At 68.9% G+C, this 17139-nt stretch carries 15 protein-coding genes and 1 tRNA gene; 11 read left to right on the top strand and 5 right to left on the bottom strand.

Annotation, left to right across the window (positions count from 1 at the left end; genetic code table 11):
* The first annotated feature begins 87 nt into the window (after positions 1-87).
* The 3 genes from ABC337_RS09055 (at position 88) to ABC337_RS09045 (ending at position 3232) form a co-directional block, all read left to right on the top strand.
* Positions 88-1485, top strand: a complete 1398-nt coding sequence (locus ABC337_RS09055; RefSeq protein ID WP_412884256.1) for an MFS transporter — start codon at positions 88-90, stop codon at positions 1483-1485.
* A gap of 64 nt (positions 1486-1549) precedes the next feature.
* Positions 1550-2032 (top strand): cation:proton antiporter regulatory subunit, encoded by a 483-nt coding sequence (locus ABC337_RS09050; protein ID WP_290256427.1) that lies wholly within the window; start codon positions 1550-1552, stop codon positions 2030-2032.
* 3 nt (positions 2033-2035) lie between these two features.
* Positions 2036-3232 (top strand): cation:proton antiporter, encoded by a 1197-nt coding sequence (locus ABC337_RS09045; RefSeq protein WP_412884257.1) that lies wholly within the window; start codon positions 2036-2038, stop codon positions 3230-3232.
* Between the two features lie 37 nt (positions 3233-3269).
* Here the strand turns inward: ABC337_RS09045 and dcd are convergent, their stop codons facing one another.
* On the bottom strand, positions 3270-3851 hold the full coding sequence (gene dcd / locus ABC337_RS09040) for a dCTP deaminase (RefSeq protein WP_412884258.1): 582 nt from the start codon (positions 3849-3851) through the stop codon (positions 3270-3272).
* A 79-nt stretch (positions 3852-3930) separates the two neighbouring features.
* Positions 3931-4377 carry an SRPBCC family protein gene (locus ABC337_RS09035; RefSeq protein ID WP_412884259.1) on the bottom strand — a complete coding sequence of 149 codons (447 nt, stop codon included), beginning with the start codon at positions 4375-4377 and terminating at the stop codon, positions 3931-3933.
* 234 nt (positions 4378-4611) lie between these two features.
* Here ABC337_RS09035 and ABC337_RS09030 point away from each other — a divergent pair.
* The 3 genes from ABC337_RS09030 (at position 4612) to ABC337_RS09020 (ending at position 6099) form a co-directional block, all read left to right on the top strand.
* Positions 4612-4685 (top strand) — tRNA-Gly (locus ABC337_RS09030).
* 107 nt (positions 4686-4792) lie between these two features.
* Entirely contained in the window at positions 4793-4942 is a 150-nt protein-coding gene (locus ABC337_RS09025) for a hypothetical protein (protein ID WP_412884260.1), read from the top strand.
* Entirely contained in the window at positions 4939-6099 is a 1161-nt protein-coding gene (locus ABC337_RS09020; RefSeq protein WP_412884261.1) for a N(5)-(carboxyethyl)ornithine synthase, read from the top strand. The genes ABC337_RS09025 and ABC337_RS09020 overlap by 4 nt, the downstream gene beginning before the upstream one ends.
* A 90-nt stretch (positions 6100-6189) precedes the next feature.
* Here ABC337_RS09020 and ABC337_RS09015 read toward each other — a convergent pair whose 3' ends face one another.
* Entirely contained in the window at positions 6190-7506 is a 1317-nt protein-coding gene (locus tag ABC337_RS09015; RefSeq protein ID WP_412884959.1) for an MFS transporter, read from the bottom strand.
* A gap of 249 nt (positions 7507-7755) precedes the next feature.
* Here ABC337_RS09015 and ABC337_RS09010 point away from each other — a divergent pair, with 249 nt between their 5' ends.
* Together ABC337_RS09010 and ABC337_RS09005 are read left to right on the top strand one after the other, a co-directional pair.
* Positions 7756-8610, top strand: a complete 855-nt coding sequence (locus ABC337_RS09010) for a LysR substrate-binding domain-containing protein (protein ID WP_364134548.1) — start codon at positions 7756-7758, stop codon at positions 8608-8610.
* Between the two features lie 252 nt (positions 8611-8862).
* Entirely contained in the window at positions 8863-9222 is a 360-nt protein-coding gene (locus tag ABC337_RS09005; RefSeq protein ID WP_412884262.1) for a hypothetical protein, read from the top strand.
* Between the two features lie 131 nt (positions 9223-9353).
* On the opposite strand, the gene ABC337_RS09000 is transcribed toward ABC337_RS09005, so the two are convergent.
* Positions 9354-12860, bottom strand: coding sequence for a bifunctional proline dehydrogenase/L-glutamate gamma-semialdehyde dehydrogenase (locus ABC337_RS09000; protein WP_412884263.1), 3507 nt, complete (start codon positions 12858-12860; stop codon positions 9354-9356).
* A 236-nt stretch (positions 12861-13096) separates the two neighbouring features.
* Positions 13097-14560 (bottom strand): amino acid permease, encoded by a 1464-nt coding sequence (locus ABC337_RS08995; RefSeq protein WP_412884264.1) that lies wholly within the window; start codon positions 14558-14560, stop codon positions 13097-13099.
* Positions 14561-14710: 150 nt separating this feature from the next.
* Between ABC337_RS08995 and ABC337_RS08990 the strand changes: the two genes are divergently transcribed.
* The 3 genes from ABC337_RS08990 to ABC337_RS08980 all read left to right on the top strand — a co-directional run bounded on the left by ABC337_RS08990 (position 14711) and on the right by ABC337_RS08980 (position 17093).
* A complete protein-coding gene (locus ABC337_RS08990; protein WP_290256437.1) occupies positions 14711-15619 on the top strand; it encodes a LysR family transcriptional regulator in 909 nt (302 codons plus the stop codon).
* Positions 15620-15703: 84 nt separating this feature from the next.
* Positions 15704-16132: an aspartate 1-decarboxylase gene (gene panD, locus ABC337_RS08985; RefSeq protein WP_364134559.1), complete on the top strand. Its 429-nt coding sequence runs from the start codon at positions 15704-15706 to the stop codon at positions 16130-16132.
* A gap of 34 nt (positions 16133-16166) precedes the next feature.
* A complete protein-coding gene (locus ABC337_RS08980) occupies positions 16167-17093 on the top strand; it encodes an AEC family transporter (protein ID WP_412884265.1) in 927 nt (308 codons plus the stop codon).
* Positions 17094-17139 lie beyond the last annotated feature (46 nt).

The following is a 17139-nucleotide window of genomic DNA, read 5'->3' as shown; positions in this document are numbered from 1 at the left end:
AGTCCGAACAGTTTACCAAGCGTGTACAAATTCTTTTCTGCCCGTTTCATCCCGATCCGAGCCGCGGGGACGGCTAACATCAGGGCTATGAATTCCGCCACCGCTCCCGAGGCCGCACCGGCGTCCGAACTTGGTTCCGGACGCCAGCCCGCCGGGAGGGGACGCATCCTGGCCTGGGCCGCCTGGGACTGGGGCTCTGCCGCATTCAACGCCGTCATGACGACGTTCGTCTTCACCGTGTACCTGACTTCCAAGGCCTTCGGCGGCGAGGACGAGGCCTCCGCGGTGCTCGGCACCGCCCTGGCCATCGCCGGCGCCGCCATCGCGGTGCTCGCACCGGTGACCGGGCAGCGGTCCGACGCCGGCGGCCGCCGGAAGCTCTGGCTGGGGGTGAACACCGCCGCGGTCGCACTGCTTACCGGGCTCTGCTTCTTCGTCTTCCCCCGGCCGGAATTCCTGCTGCTGGGGGTCACCCTGATCGCCCTCGGCAACATCTTCTTCGAGTTCGCCGGCGTCAATTACAACGCCATGCTCGCCCAGATTTCGACGCCGGCCAATATCGGCAAAATCAGTGGCTTCGGCTGGGCCTCGGGCTACCTCGGCGGCATCGTGGCGCTGCTGATCGTCCTGCAGCTGTTCGTCCAGCCGAGCATCGAGTGGTTCGGTGCCTCCACCGAGGACAGCCTGAACATCCGGCTGGTCGCCGTCTTCTCGGCGCTCTGGCTGCTCGTCTTCGCCATCCCGGTCATGGTCGCCGTGCCCGAGGTGCCCACCGCCCGGCAGGACAAACTGGGGTTCTTCGCCTCCTATGGACTGCTGGCACGCCGGATCAAGGCCATCTACCGGACCAGCCCGCACACCATCTACTTCCTGCTGGCCAGCGCCATCTTCCGCGACGGCCTCGCCGCCGTGTTCACCTTCGGCGGGGTGATCGCCGCCGGCACCTTCGGCTTCGACCTCAAGCAGGTCATCTTTTTCGCCATCTTCGGCAACGTCGTCGCCGCCGTCGGCGCGCTCGTGGGCGGACTCCTCGACGACCGGGCCGGCCCCAAGGCGGTCATCATCGGCTCTCTGGCGGGCCTGCTCCTGGCCGGCACCGTTCTGCTGATCCTGGGCAACGGGACATATTCCTTCTTCGGCATATCCTGGTCCGGGAGCATGACCTTCTGGGTCTTCGGCCTGTTCCTCTGCCTGTTCGTCGGCCCCGCCCAGTCCTCCTCCCGTGCCTACCTGGCCAGGCTTGCCCCGAGCGGGGAGACCGGCGAGCTGTTCGGGCTCTACGCCACCACCGGCCGCGCCGTGAGCTTCCTCGCCCCGGCCCTGTTCACCCTCTGCATCACCATCGCCACGCCCCTGGTGGCCCCCGGCCAGGCGCAGCGCTGGGGCATCGTCGGGATCATGGTGGTGCTGCTGGCCGGCCTGCTGGTGGTGCTGCCGGTCAAGGCCCCGGGCAAGACGGACATCGCCGTCGTTCCCTCCCGCTAGGCGGCCGCCCGGCTGCGGCCTTGAACCCGGCCCCAAAACCGGGCGCGGCCACTAGGCTGGTGGCATGAACGTGGATGAGACCGAACTTCCCGGACTGGGCCGGCGCAAGGATTTCATGACCGCCTCGGGGCGCCGGATCGGCGTCGTCGAATACCGCGAGGGGCAGACCGAGCTCATCGTCTCCACATGGGACGATCCGGACACCTGCCAGGCCTCGATTCCCCTCACCGCCGATGAGGCCGCCGCCCTGGGCAACCTGCTCGGCGGCCAGCGGCTGGCCATGCAACTCTCCGAGGCCCACCGCGAGGTTCCCGGGATCGTCACCCGGCAGTTCTCCATCGCGGCCGACTCGCCGTTCCAGAACCAGCCGATGGGCAAGGCCTGCATCCGGACCCGCAGCGGCGCCTCGATCGTGGCGATCATGCGCGAGGGCGAGGTGCTCCCCTCCCCCGGCCCCGACGTCGTGCTCCACCCCGGTGACCTGCTGGTGGCCGTCGGCACCCAGGAGGGCCTGGACACCGCGGCCTCCATCCTGCGCAACGGATAAGCCGTGGATGCCCTCGCCGTGACCCTGATCGAACTGGGGGCCGTCGTGTTCTGCCTCGGCCTGCTGGCGAGGCTGGCCGGGCGGATCGGCATGTCCCCCATCCCGCTGTACCTGGTCGGCGGGCTGTTCTTCGGCGCGGGCGGGCTGGTCAAGCTCGAGGGCATGCACGAGTTCGCGCACCTCTCCAGCGAGATCGGCGTCATCCTTCTCCTGCTCATGCTCGGCCTGGAATATACGGCGGCCGAGCTGGTCACTGGGCTGCGCCGCTCCTGGCAGGCCGGTGTGCTGGACCTGGTCCTGAACTTCCTCCCCGGCGCGGGCCTGGCGCTGATGCTGGGGTGGGGCGTCGTGGGGGCCATGGTGATGGGCGGCGTCACCTACATTTCCTCCTCCGGCATCGCCGCGAAAGTAATCACGGACCTGGGCCGGATCGGTAACCGCGAGACGCCGGTGATCCTCTCCATCCTGGTCTTCGAGGACCTGGCCATGGCCGTGTACCTGCCCGTCCTAACGGCCACCCTGGCCGGGGTGAGCCTCCTGGTGGGGCTGCAGACCGTGGGGATCTCGCTCGCCGTCGTCACCCTGGTGCTGGTGGTGGCGCTGCGGCACGGGCACCACGTCTCCCGGGCCGTGCACAGCGAGAACTCGGAAGTTTTCCTGCTCAACCTCCTCGGCGCGGCGCTGCTGGTGGCGGGTTTGGCCGCGGCCATGCAGGTCTCGGCGGCGGTAGGTGCGTTCATGCTCGGCATCGCGATTTCCGGCGCCACGGCCCACAGCGCCACCCGCATCCTGGAGCCGCTGCGGGACCTGTTCGCCGCGATCTTCTTTGTGGTCTTCGGCCTGAACACTGACCCCACGTCCATCCCGCCGGTGCTGGGCTGGGCGCTGGCCCTGGCGGTCCTCACCGCTGCCACCAAGATGCTGACCGGCATCTGGGCGGCGAAGCGGGCCGGCATCGCGATTCCGGGACGGTTCCGTGCCGGGGCGGCCCTGATTGCCCGCGGCGAATTCTCCATCGTGATCGCGGGCCTGGCGGTGGCCTCAGGCGTGGTGCCGCGGGAGCTCGCGGCGCTGGCCACCGCCTATGTGCTGATCATGGCCGTCACGGGTCCGCTCGCGGCCAAGTTCATCGAGCCCGCGGTCCGGGCGGTCCGGCGTCCGGCGCGCCGCGCGGTGCAGCGGACACGGGCGGTTAACTAACCGCCCGCGCTCAGCGCCTCAGCGCACCGCCCTCCGGCTAGGAAGAGATCTCGGTGCGGTGGAAGTTCAGGTGGCTGCGGCTGGCGGTGGGGCCGCGCTGGCCCTGGTACCGGTTGCCGTACTCGCCGGAGCCGTAGGGGTGCTCGGCGGCGGAGCTGAGCCGGAAGAAGCACAGCTGGCCGATCTTCATGCCGGGCCAGAGCTTGATCGGCAGGGTTGCCATGTTGGACAGTTCCAGCGTGACGTGGCCGGAGAAGCCCGGGTCGATGAAGCCCGCCGTCGAGTGCGTCAGCAGCCCCAGCCGGCCGAGGGAGGACTTGCCCTCCAGCCTGGCGGCGATGTCGTCGGGCAGGGTGACCGTCTCATAGGTGGAGCCCAGGACGAACTCGCCGGGGTGCAGGATGAACGGTTCGTCCGCGTCGACCTCCACCAGGCGGGTCAGCTCCGGCTGGTCCACGGCGGGGTCAATGTGCGCGTACTTGTGGTTGTCGAAGAGGCGGAAGAAGCGGTCGATCCGCACGTCCACCGATGAGGGCTGGACCATGGCGGGGTCGAACGGTTCCAGCACAATCCGCTGGGAGTCGATTTCGGTACGAATGTCGCGGTCAGAGATCAGCACAGGATCAAAAGTACCGCAGGTTCCCCGCTCCCCCGCGTCCGTGCCGGCGGCCCCGTCACAGAGGATCCGACGGCTGCGCTCAGGCCGCGGCCTGCTCCGCTTCCAGCAGCATCTTCAGCTGCTCGAGCTGCACCACCTGGGCCTGCATGGCACGACGCATCCCGGCCGAGAGCAGGAACGAGGCCACGCCGGGCCGGTAGCGCAGGGCGAAGCGGACGTGGGTACTGCCGCCATGGGTGCTCAGGTAATACCCGCAGTGCACCCGTGCGCGCCCGGAAATGACCTGGAACTGGATCTCCGCGCCGGGCCGGGTGGCCGTCAGTTCGAAGTCCCCGCCCGCCGGGGGAAAACCGCCGGGGGCAAGCCGCGGCCGGTACACCGAACCCGGGGCACCCACCGCGCCGGAGACCAGCGCGACGCTCTCAATCCCCTCGCGCCAGTACGGCAGGTTCCGGGGGTCCAGGAGGAACGCGTAGATGCCCATGGCGTCGTACTGGATGACGACGTCGTGCTCTGCATACGCCACGGAAGTTCCCCTACGGTCGGACTAATGGTGCTCGTAGCCCGTTTCCCCTCAGACCGCAGCTAACCCCACCACGGTATCCAGCGGCCGGGGCTCCCGCACCGTCACCGGACCGTCTTTACCGAAGAGTTATCCAGCCGGTACCGGGCGTTGATGTTCGGGGAACTCCTGCGCCTGGGGTAAGGTGAATCTCGTTGTTCCGCAGGACACTGCCGTGGGTTATTGGCCGGTCCCTGCGCGGCTGTAGCTCAATGGTAGAGCGCTAGCTTCCCAAGCTTGATACGCGGGTTCGATTCCCGTCAGCCGCTCCAAATCCCCCTCCTCCGCCCCCTCCCGTCACGAAGCGACGCGGCCTATTAGGCGGCTACCTGTATCGTTCGAAGTCTGGAACCTTTTCGGTTCCGCAACAGGAGCGAACATGGCTGACAAATCCCCCCGTCAAGCAGCATCCAAGAAATCCACTAAATCCATCAAGGAAAAGCGCGCCGATAAGAGAGCCGCCGCCGCGCCGCCCAGCTCCTTGGACAAGGGCCCCGCCGCCAAGGCCCCGGTCGCCAAAAAGAAGTGACAGGGTCACCGGAACGACTCACCCTCGGGATCCTTGCAAGTACGCGCAAGCAGGACGAACGCCGCCTGCCCGTCCACCCCGGCCACTTTGAGCGCATCGCCCCGGAACTCCGCGAGCACATGATCGTCGAAACCGGATACGGCAGCCGGTTCGGCATGACGGATGACAGGTTGGCGGAGCTGGTGGGACGGGTCGCCCAGCGCCCGGAAGTACTGGCCGCGGCCGACGTCGTTCTGTTGCCGAAGCCCCAGCCCGAGGATCTGGCCGAGCTCCGGGATGGACAGGTCCTCTGGGGTTGGCCGCACTGCGTCCAGGACCCGGCGATCACCCAGTTGGCGATCGACAAGAAGCTCACACTGATTGCCTTCGAGGCCATGAACCATTGGGCCAGTGACGGCGGGTTCGGCCTTCACGTGTTCCACAAGAACAACGAACTGGCTGGCTACTGCTCGGTGCTGCACGCGCTGTCCCTGACCGGATCCACCGGGGACTACGGCCGGCGGCTCAGCGCCGTCGTCATTGGCTTCGGCGCCACCGCACGCGGCGCCGTGACGGCCCTGAATGCCCATGGCATCCATGACGTTCAGGTGCTGACCAACCGGGGAGTCGCCGCGGTTGGTTCCCCCATCCACTCCGTGCGGATCGCCCAGTTCGACCACGACACGGAGGCGCCCTTCCTGAGCGAGGTCATCACCGAACGGGGCCGGGTACCGCTGGCCCCGTTCCTGGCGGAAAGCGACATTGTGGTCAACTGCACCCTGCAGGATCCGACCGCACCGCTGACGTACCTGCGCACTGAGGACCTGGCCGCGTTCCGGCCCGGCAGCCTGATCATCGACGTGTCCTGCGACGAGGGCATGGGCTTCAGCTGGGCGCGGACCACCACGTTTACCGAGCCGATGTTCACGGTCGGAAGCAGCATCGACTACTACGCCGTGGACCACAGCCCGTCCTACCTCTGGAACTCCGCGAGCTGGGAGATAAGCGAGGCGCTGCTTCCGTTCCTTGCCCCGGTCCTGTCCGGCCCGGAGGGGTGGGCAGGTGAGGAGACCATCCGCCGTGCCATCGAAATACGCGACGGCGTGGTGTTGAATCCGGATGTCCTGGCGTTCCAGCACCGGCAGCCGGACTACCCGCACCTGCCGGTGGCCGGCTAACGGTTCCGCGCCGGTTCCTGGATTCTGCGCCGGTTCCGGACAGCCGCTACGCCGATCCGCGGAGCGGCTGTCCGGAAACGGCGCGGAAACCTATGCAGCCACGATCCGGAGCAGCCGGCGCCGGTGCCGCAGGTCCACTTTGAGCGTCAGCTGCCCCCGCCGGGCCAGCAGCACCGCAACCGAAGCTGCGGCCAGCGCCGGGACCCCGCCGGAGATGAGGATCGCGGTGTGCGGGTCCGCGTGCTCGGCCAGCCACCCCATCAGCGGGCCGCCGATCGCCTGCCCGCCGATCAGCACCATGATGTACAGGCTCATCACCCGTCCGCGGATCCCCATGTTCGCGCTGACCTGCACCAGCTGGTTGGCGGCGGTGAGGAACATCAGGCACCAGAACCCGGCCAGCACCATCGCCGCGCCGAACCAGACCATCGAGGGCGCGGCCGCACCGAGGCAGAGCATCAGCCCGTACATGCCGGCCCCGAGCATGACCGAGCGCAGCCGCAACTCGCGCCGTCGGGCCGAGGTGATGGCCCCGGCCAGTGCGCCGAGCGCCACCAGGGCGTTGAGCAGCCCGTACCCGCCGGCGCCGACGTCGTACACGTGGTCCGCGAAGGCGGCCAGCAGCACCGGCAGGCTCATGGCGAAGACGGACACGAACCCGGCCATCAGCCAGGGCCAGTAGATGGTGGGCTTGGCGAGGGCGTAGCGGAGGCCCTCCTTGAGCATGCCCTTGCGCTTGGCGGCGGGCGGCGTGGTGTGCAGCTCATCCTTGCGCAGCACCAGCAGCATGGTCACGGTGGAACAGCACGCCACGGCGTTGCCCGCGAAGGCCCAGCCCGCCCCCACCGCGCCTAGCAAAATCCCGGCGACGGCAGGCCCGATCAGGCCGCCGAGCTGGAAGATGGTGGAGTTCAGGCTGATGGCGTTCCGGAGGTACACCGGCCCCACCAGTTCGTTGACGAACACCTGGCGTGCGGGCTGGTCCAGCACGGTGACCAGGCCCAGCGCCAGGGCGATCGCGTAGACATGCCAGACCTCGATCCGGCCCGTCAGCGCCAGGACAGCGAGCGCCGCGGCAAGAACGGCCGCCATCGACTGGCAGAGCATCAGGATCCGGCGCTTGGCAAAGCGGTCCGCCATCATGCCCGCCCACGGACCGAGGAAGAGCGAGGGCAGGAACTGCAGGGCCACGGTCACCCCGACGGCCGTGACGGAGCCCGAAAGCTGCAGCACCAGCCAGTCCTGGGCGATCCGCTGCATCCACAGGGCGATCACCGCGATGAAATGCCCGGCCGCGAAGATCCGGTAGTTACGGACGGTGAGCGAGACGAAGGTGTGCCGCCAGGGCAGCCGTTCGCTCACGACGGCGAGCGGCTCGGTCACGGGCGACGACGGCGTCAGGGCCAGCGCGTCGGCGGCGGGCGGCGACGGCGGTAGCGGGTCCGGCGCGGGCCGGCGGGTCGGGGTCGGGTCTGGGTCGGCGGCCTGGAACGGCGGTGGGGGTGCCACGGAAAAGTCCTCGTGAGAGTGGGCCTGCGGGAGTCGGTTTAACGCTAGGCTGGCCGCAATCGATTATGGAAGGTTATTGGATGCATAACTCCCATCACGAAATGCAATGTACCCCGGTGGCCACCCGCGGGTCCGGGAAACGCGCCCGTGTTTGAGCCCGCCCAGCTCCGATCCTTTCTGGCCGTCGCCGAAACGCTGAGCTTCACCCGCGCGGCGGAGCGGCTGGGGCTCGCCCAGCCCACCATTAGCCAGCATGTCCGGAAGCTGGAGGCCGCCGCCGGCCGGACCCTGATCGCACGGGACACCAGGGATGTGCGCCTGACGGACAACGGCGACGCCATGGCCGGGTTCGCCCGCAGCATCCTCTCCGCCCATGACTCGGCGGCCCGCTACTTCTCCGGCTCAGCGATGCGCGGCCGGCTGCGGTTCGGTACCGCGGACGACCTGGCCATCACGGGACTGCCCCGGATCCTGCGGGAGTTCCGGCAGGTCTACCCGCAGATCAACCTGGAACTGACGGTCGGCCAGAGCGACCAGCTGTACAAACGGCTCAACGCCGGGCAGCTGGACCTGGTCTTCGTGAAGTGGGTGGCCGGGGCCAAGGACGGCACGGTGGTGCAGCAGGATTCCTTCGCGTGGGTGGGCCTGGAGCAGACGGCCCTGGCGCCCGGGCATCCCGTCCCGCTGATCGCCTACCCCGCTCCCAGCCTCAGCCGGAAGCTGGCGATCGACGCCCTGGAGGCCTCCGGCCGCACCTGGCGGATCACCTGCACCACGCGGCAGATCAGCGGGGTGCTGGCGGCGGTGCGGGCAGGTATCGGCGTCGCCGTGATGCCGTCGTCGCTGGTTCCGGACGACTTGAAGATCATCACCAGGCGCTTCGACCTGCCGCCGGTGGGCGACGTCGACTTCACGTTGATCCGGAATCCGCTGGCCAACACGGAGGTCATCGAGGCTCTCACCCAGACCATCACGGGCCGCGCGCTGCACCGACCGGCGTAGGAATACCCGGCTTTACCTGCCCCTCCGGGACGCACTACCTGCCCGACGCGGGCGACGCCCGGGCGGGGATACGCAACCATTGAACCCGCCGGATACTTGCCCTATCCTGACACTACTTGCAGGTCAAGCAGAGGCCAGCCACCCCGCTCAGTCAAGAGAGCACAGACTACGGACGCTTCCTGCCGTCGCTGCCGGTACTCCCGGCCCTCCGTGGCACCCAGCGTTCGGGATAGGCCAGCAATGACGCCAGCCATGAATACTCCCCACGCCTCGATGCGGCCGGCCCCGCGACGGCTCGGCCCCCGCACCCCTGCCCGCCCGGCCGCTGCGGCCGCGGCACGGCTGGAGGGAATCGCCCACCCCGCCCTCGGCCGGCTCGATCCGCACCCAGCACCCGCACGCGCCGACGGCGACTATGTGGGCATTCCTTTCTGTGAACGCTGCGGGACCGACGAGTTCGTCTACCTGGAGTCGTTCGTTCCGCCTCGGCACCACCGCGACGGATCCGTCAGCCAGCTCGGCGAGGTGACCTACTTCTGCTCCGGCTGCGAGGACTTCTCCGCCCATGCCGTTCCCGCGTCCTGGGCACCGCCCGGCTGGTACCTCGGCTAAGCCCGGACTAAAACACAAAGGGGCGGCGCGGGAACCGAAAGGTCCCCGCGCCGCCCCTGTGTTACGCCCCCCGGACGGGCCGTCCGGCCCGCCCGGGTCCGCGCGGGCCGTCCGGGAGGCGCCGGATCGTCCTAGATCAGCCCGTCGGAGAGGTGGTTCGCGGTGCCGAAGCGGTGCGCGGTGATGCTGACCGCCTGCTCGTGCAGGAACGGCAGCAGTTCCACGCGGCCGGCCTCGGTCACGGGGTGGGTGTAGACGGCCAGGTCCGGACGTCCGCCGGTGGCCTCGGCGAGGGCCACGGGGTCACCGCCGATCAGGCGGATCCGCGGGACGGCGAGCTTCGGCGCGGCGGCGAGGCGCCCTGCCGAGGCCAGCCACGCGGCGTCGTCCTCCACCGTCGCCGTGATACCGAGCCCTGCGAGCACGGCCTGCAGCTGGGCGGGCAGCGCCACGGCGCTGGACACCGTGACGGTGGACCCGGCGCGGACGCCGGCGGCCACCACGCGGACCAGCTCGGCGAGCGTGCTGCCCGCGGAGAGCCGGACCAGGACCGGCAGGGCCCGGTAGCGGAAGACGTTGCGCTCCGCGCTCAGCCCGGACACGTCCTTGGCGGTGCCGAACTCGTCGGACCAGGCCTGCGCGTCCGAGGCGAGGGCGCGCTGCAGCGGGGCGACGTCGGCGGCGGCGAGGAAGCCCTTGGCGGCGTCCTCGATCCGCGCCACCTCGGGGCTCAGCGGGCGAGGGGCCGCGGTGGCTTCCGTGCTGGTCCAGCCGCCCAGCCCGGCGAGGTAGTTGGGGCCGCCGGCCTTGGTGCCGGCGCCGACGGCCGACTTCTTCCAGCCGCCGAAGGGCTGGCGCTGCACGATCGCGCCGGTGATGCCGCGGTTGACGTATAGGTTGCCCGCCTCGATGGTGTCCAGCCACAGGGCCAGTTCGTCCGAGTTCAGCGAGTGCAGCCCGGCGGTCAGGCCGTACTCGATCTGGTTCTGGATGGCGATGGCCTCCTCCAGGGTGGCGGCGGTCATCACGCCGAGCACCGGCCCGAAGAACTCGGTGAGGTGGAAGTAGGACCCGCGCCGCACGCCGGAGCGGACACCGGGGCTCCAGAGCTTCCCGGAGTCGTCGAGCTGCCGCGGTTCCACGGCCCAGGTCTCACCCTCGCCGAGGGTGGTCAGGGCGTTCAGGAGCTTGCCGCCGGCGGGTTCGATGATCGGGCCCATCTGGCTGGCGGGGTCCTCCGGGTAACCGACCTTGAGGGAGGTGACGGCGTCGATCAGCTGGTTGTGGAAGCGCTTGGAGGTCGCGACGGAGCCCACCAGGATCACCAGGGACGCGGCCGAGCACTTCTGGCCGGCGTGGCCGAACGCGGAGTAGGCCACGTCCTTGGCGGCCAGGTCCAGGTCGGCACTGGGGGTGACGATGATGGCGTTCTTGCCGCTGGTTTCGGCCAGCAGCGGCAGGTCCTTGCGGAACGAGCGGAAGAGTTCGGCTGTCTCGTAGCCGCCGGTGAGGATCACGCGGTCCACGGCCGGGTGGGAGATCAGCTGCGTTCCGAGTTCCCGTTCGCCCAGCTGCACCATGGTCAGCACATCGCGGGGGACGCCGGCCTCCCAGAGCGCCTCGACCATGACGGCACCGCTGCGGGCGGCCTGCTTGGCGGGCTTGATCACGACGGCGGAGCCGGCGGCGAGGGCGGCGAGCGTGGAGCCGGCGGGGATAGCAACCGGGAAGTTCCACGGCGGCGTCACGACGGTGAGCTTCGCGGGGACGAAGGTGGCGCCGTCGACGTCGTCGAGCTTCCGCGCCGATTCGGCGTAGTAGTGGGCGAAGTCGACGGCTTCGCTGACTTCGGGGTCGCCCTGGTCGATGGTCTTGCCGGTCTCGCTGGCCATGACCTCGAGCAGTTCGGCCCGGCGGGCTTCCAGCGCGTCGCCGGCGCGGTGCAGGATCTCGGCCCGCTCGGCGCCGGAGAGCGCGCCCCAGACCTTGCCCTTGGCGACGGCGGTGTCGATGACGGCGTTGAGGGTGTCCTCGTCGGTGATGGTGGCTGCCTCGACGGCGGCGTTGCCCAGGGTGGAGCCCGGCACGCGGTCCAGGATGGCGCGGCCCCAGTCGCGGTTGGCGGGCAGCGACGGGTCCGTGTCGGGGGTGTTCCGGAAGCCCTCGCGCGGCATCGGTTCGGCCGGCAGGGCGCGGTTCTGGCGGCGGTTCGGGGCCGGGACCTCCTCGTCGAGAGCGGCCAGGGAGGCCAGGAAGCGCTGCTTCTCCCGTTCGAAGAGCTGCTCGTTCTCGGAGAGTTCGAACACGGCGGACATGAAGTTGTCCTGGCTGGCGCCTTCCTCGAGCCGGCGGATCAGGTAGGCGATCGCGACGTCGAACTCGGCCGGGTGGACCACCGGGGTGTAGAGCAGGAGCGAGCCGACGTCCTTTTTGACGGCTTCAGCCTGGCCCTGCGCCATGCCGAGCAGCATCTCGAATTCGATGCCCTGGTGCCCGGCGTCCGCGAGGCCGCGCTTCTTGGCCAGCAGCCAGGCGAAGGCGATGTCGAAGAGGTTGTGTCCGGCGACGCCGATCCGGACGTTGCGGATGCGGTCCGGGTGCAGGGAGTAGTTGATGACGCGCTTGTAGTTGGTGTCCGAGTCCTGCTTGGTGTTCCAGGTAGCCAGCGGCCAGTCGTGCAGGGAGGCCTCGACCTGTTCCATCGGCAGGTTGGCGCCCTTGACCACGCGGACCTTGATCGGGGCGCCGCCGTTGGCGCGGCGTTCGGCGGCCCAGTCCTGGAGGCGGATCATGGCGGAGAGGGCGTCCGGCAGGTAGGCCTGGAGCACGATGCCGGCCTCGAGGTTCTTGAACTCGGGCTTGTCCAGGATCCGGGTGAAGACCGCGATGGTCATGTCCAGGTCCTTGTACTCCTCCATGTCCAGGTTGATGAACTTGGCCTTGCCGCCGTTGGCAGCGAAGGACGCGGCGCGGGTGAAGAGCGGGGTGAGCTTCTCGACGACGTGCTCGACGGCCTCGTCGAAGGCCCAGGCGGAGTGCGGGGCGACCGTGGAGGAGACCTTGATCGAGACGTAGTCGACGTCGGGGCGGGCCAGCAGCGCGTGCGTGCCCTTGAGCCGGCGGGAGGCCTCGTGCTCGCCGAGGACGGCCTCGCCGAGGAGGTTGACGTTGAGCTTGATGCCGTCCTTGCGGATCTTGGCGATGGCGGGGCCCAGCTTGGCGTCGGTGGCGTCCACGATCAGGTGGCCGACCATCTCGCGGAGTACGCGGCGGGCCACCGGGATGACCACCTGCGGCAGGGCCGGCGCCATGGTTCCGCCGAGGCGGACGGCGGCGCGCATGTACCAGGGCAGGAAGGCGGGGACCTTGGGGGCCAGGGCGGCGAGGTTGCGGGCGGCGACGTGGAGGTCCTCGGGTCGGACGACGCCGTCGACGAACCCGACCGTGAAGCCGAGGCCGTTCGGGTCCTTCAGCACGCCGGCGAGCTGCTGGGCGGACGTGTCGACGGGAACCTCGGAGGCGGCGGTGAGCCAGCGGCGCACCAGCGCGATGCAGTCATCGGCCAGGGCCGCCGCTTCGGCAACGGTCGTGGCCGCGGCGGCGGTGACGGCGCCAGTTTCCGTAGAGGTGTGGGTCATGGTGGCACTCGGACTTTCTCAAGATGTGGACGTTTCTTCCCATCAGTATGCGATCCGTATCACGTAAGATAAAGCGACGTTTTCTGAGCAGTACTGGTTAGAAAAGCAGCAGTTTTCCAAGGCCCTCCCTCACCTCCGGCCTTCCCCCCTCCGACGGCTTCTCACGTGGGGCCGAGAATGACGAAACCCTCCCGCAGAAGCTGCGGGAGGGTTCGCCAAGAGTGCGGGAGCCTAGGTTAGCCGACGTGCCGGTGCTGCTCCACTGCCTCCTGGTGCCGCGGGCTCGCCGGGTTCATTACCGAGTGCTTCCGGCCGTAGCCGAAGTAGATGCACAGGCCCACCACCAGCCACACGCCGAAGCGCAGCCAGGTCTCCCAGTGCAGCTGGGCCATCAGGAACGCCGACGCCAGCATGCCGAAGAGCGGCACCACGGGCATTAACGGCAGGCGGAAGGTGCGCGGGGCGTCCGGGCGCTTGTAGCGGAAGATGATCACCGAGAGGCAGACGACGACGAACGCGGCCAGGATGCCGATGTTGGTCAGGTCCGCCACGGCCTTGATCGGGAACACCCCGGCCAGCAGGGCGGAGGCGACGCCGGCGATCCACGTGACCCGCTGCGGGGTGCCGTGCCGGTCCGTCTTGGCGAACCAGCCCGGGAGCAGGCCGTCGCGGCTCATGGAGAACCACACGCGGGTGACGCCGAGGAGGAACGTGAGCATCACGGTCAGGATCGAGAGCACGGCGAAGACGGAGATGATGGTGGCAATCACCGGCAGGCCCACACCGTTGAAGGCGGAGGCGAAGCCGGCCTTCGGATCGATGTCCTTGTAGTTCTGCATGCCGGTGAGGACCAGGGTGGCGGCGACGTAGAGCAGCATGGCGACGATCAGGGACAGCACGATCGCCTTGGGCATGTGCTTCTTGCCGTCGGTGGCTTCCTCAGCCGCTGTACTCATTGCGTCGTAGCCGAAGACCGCGAAGAACACGGTGGCGGACCCGGCCAGTACGGGGCCGAAGCCGCTGGGCATGAACGGGTTGTAGTTATTGGTGTTGATGTAGAAGATGCCCAGTCCGATGATGAACAGGATCAGGACCACCTTGATGGCGACGGCGATCAGCTCGAACCGTCCGAACGCCCGGGTGCCGCGGGACAGGATCCAGGTCACCAGCAGGCAGACCAGGATGGCGGGAATGTTCACCACGCCGCCCTTGCCCTCGTCCACGGTGGAGGTCATCCAGACCGGCATGTGGATCCCGATGCCGGAGAGGAAGGCGTCGAAGTAGCCGGAGATGCCGATCGCCACCACGGCCACGATCGCGATGTATTCCAGCAACAGGTCCCAGCCAATGAACCAGCCGATGACCTCGCCGAGCGCCACGTAGCCATAGGTGTAGGCGGACCCCGCGCGCGGAATCATGCCGGCGAATTCGGCATAGGACAGGGCGGCCGCCGCGGAGGCCAGGCCCGCGATCAGGAAGGAGAACAGCACCGCCGGCCCCACCCCGGGCTCGCTCTCGCTGCCGTGCGCCACAAGGCCGGCCAGGGAGAAGATGCCGACGCCGATGATGCCGCCGACGCCGATGGCCGTCAGTTGCCAGAGGCCCAGGCTCTTGAACAGGCCGCTGTGCTTGCTTTCTTCCTCGATGTCGTCGATCGGCTTGCGCCGCATGATCGATCTGGTCAGGTCGCTGGTGCTCATTCCGGTCTCCTGCGTCGGGTGGGCCCCGCCCCAGCCGGCGGCGGGCGCCCGTGGTGGGGGTCACATGATTGATTCAGTATGCAAGCCGGATTCCATTAGATAAAGTGACTTCTCCTAACCGATAAACATTAGAATTCACAAGGAATTGTCATGCTCGATGTCCGGCGGCTGCGGTTGCTGCGCGAACTCCAGATCCGCGGCACCCTGGCCGAGGTGGCCGAAGCGCTCCAGTACAGCCCGTCGTCGGTCTCCCAGCAGCTGGCCCAGCTGGAGAAGGAAGCCGGCGTCGAACTGCTCCGCAAGACCGGCCGCCGGGTCCAGCTGACGCCGCAGGCGGAGGTTCTCGTGGCCCACACGGCGCAGCTGCTGGAGACGCTGGAGCAGGCCGAGGCGGACCTTGCCGCCTCGCTGACCACGGTGACCGGCACCGTGCGGATCGCCGTTTTCCAGTCCGCCGCTTTGGCGCTGATGCCGGACGCCCTGACCCGGATGACCGAGAGCTATCCCGAGGTGCGGATCGAGATGACCCAGCGGGAACCGGAGACGGCGCTGCACGAGACCTGGGCGCGGGACTTCGACCTTGTCATCGCCGAGCAGTACCCCGGCCACGCCGCGCCCCACTACGCCGAACTGGACCGGGTCAGCCTGACCCGGGACGCCATCCGGCTGGCCGTTCCGCCGGCCGCGCCCGGGCGGCCCACGGCGGCCTCGCTCGCGGACACCGCCGGCATGCCGTGGGTGATGGAGCCGCGCGGCGCGGCGTCCCGGCACTGGGCGGAACAGGCCTGCCGCAGCGCCGGCTTCGAACCCGACGTCCGCTTCGAGACCGCGGACCTGCAGGCACAGATCCGGCTGATCGAGTCCGGCAACGCGGTGGCGCTGATGCCGGACCTGGTCTGGACCGGGCGAGGGACCACGGCCCGGCTGATCGAACTGCCGGGCCGGCCCTACCGGACGGTCTTCACCTCGGTCCGGCGATCCAGCGCGAAGCGGCCGGCGATCCTGGCCGCGCGTGAGGTGCTGGCGCAGACGGCGGCCTCGATCTCACCGGCGGAGTGAGCGCCGGCGGAGTGAGCGACCGCGGCCGGGGGTGTTCCCTGGCTCACAGCGGGTGAGGCGCCCCGGCGCTAGACTGAAGCTGTTATGAATCGCACAATGTTCAAGTCCAAAATCCACCGCGCCACGGTCACCCACGCGGACCTTCACTATGTCGGCTCGGTCACCGTGGACCTGGACCTGCTGGAAGCGGCGGACATCCTCCCGGGCGAGCTGGTGTCCATCGTCGACGTCACCAATGGTGCGCGCCTGGAGACCTATACCATCGCCGGCGAGCGCGGTTCGGGCGTCATCGGCATCAACGGGGCCGCCGCGCACCTGATGCACGAGAACGACATCGTCATCCTCATCACCTACGCCCAGATGACCACCGAGGAGGCCAAGGCCTTCACGCCCACCGTGGTCCATGTGGACCGGGACAACCGTGTGGTGCAGATCGGCAACGACCCCGCAGAAGGCCACACCGCCGGAATCCTCCGGCCGCCGCATGCGCTGAACAACGCCGCCCTGAGCTGAAGCCGCTCCGCCCCCTGAACCCGGAACCGGCCGGATGCTAGGCGTCCTGGCCGGCTTCTTCGTCGTCTGGTCGATCATCCTGGTCGGTATGGTCGTCGGCCGCCGCGGCATCCTCGGCGAGAACGCCCGCTCCGTCCTGAGCGCCCTGACCTTCTTTGTCGCCAGCCCCGCCCTGCTGTTCGAGACCCTCAGCAAGGCCAGGCTCAACGAGGTCTTTGCCGCCCCGCTGCTGGTCACCGCCGTCGGGGCCGTCGCCACCGCGGCGTTGTATTTTGGGCTGGTCCGTTTTGTGCTCAAGCGGCCGCTGCCGGAGGCCCTGGTCTCCTCGATGAGCGCTTCCCTGGCCAACTCGGCCAACCTCGGCATCCCGATCGCCGTCTTCGTCCTCGGCAACGCCGGCTACGTCGCGCCGCTGCTGATCTTCCAGCTCGCGTTCTTCACGCCGCTGTTCCTGATCCTGCTGGACGCCACCACCAGCGGCCACAGGACCACCCCGCTGAGCTTCCTGCTGATGATCCTACGCAACCCGATGATCGTCGGGTCCGCGCTCGGGCTGGTGGTGGCAGGCACCGGAGTGCAGATCCCGGAGCTGGTGCTGCAGCCAGTCCATCTGATTGGCGGTGCCGCGATCCCCGCCATGCTGTTGGCCTTCGGCATGAGCCTGAACGGCTCGCGGCCCCTGCACGCCGCCGCGGGCCGCCAAGTGGACACGGTGCTGGCCAGCTGCTTCAAGCTCGTGGTGCACCCGGCGCTGGCATTCCTGTTCGCCCGCTTCGCCCTCGGGCTGGACGGCCAGGCCCTGTTCGCCGTCGTCGTTACCTCCGCCCTGCCCACCGCCCAGAACGTCTTCGTCGTCGCCACCCGGTACCGGACCGGGCTGACCGTGGCCAAGGACACCGTGCTGATCACCACGGTGGTGGCCGTCCCCGCCATGATCGGGGTGGCCCTGCTGTTGGCCTGAGCGGCGTGGCATCGCGGGCGCCGGACCTGCCGCCACTAGGCTGGGG

It is taken from the genome of Arthrobacter phoenicis, assembly GCF_047238215.1.
Taxonomy (GTDB): domain Bacteria; phylum Actinomycetota; class Actinomycetes; order Actinomycetales; family Micrococcaceae; genus Arthrobacter.
This window is presented reverse-complemented; position numbering and strand designations above follow the sequence as displayed.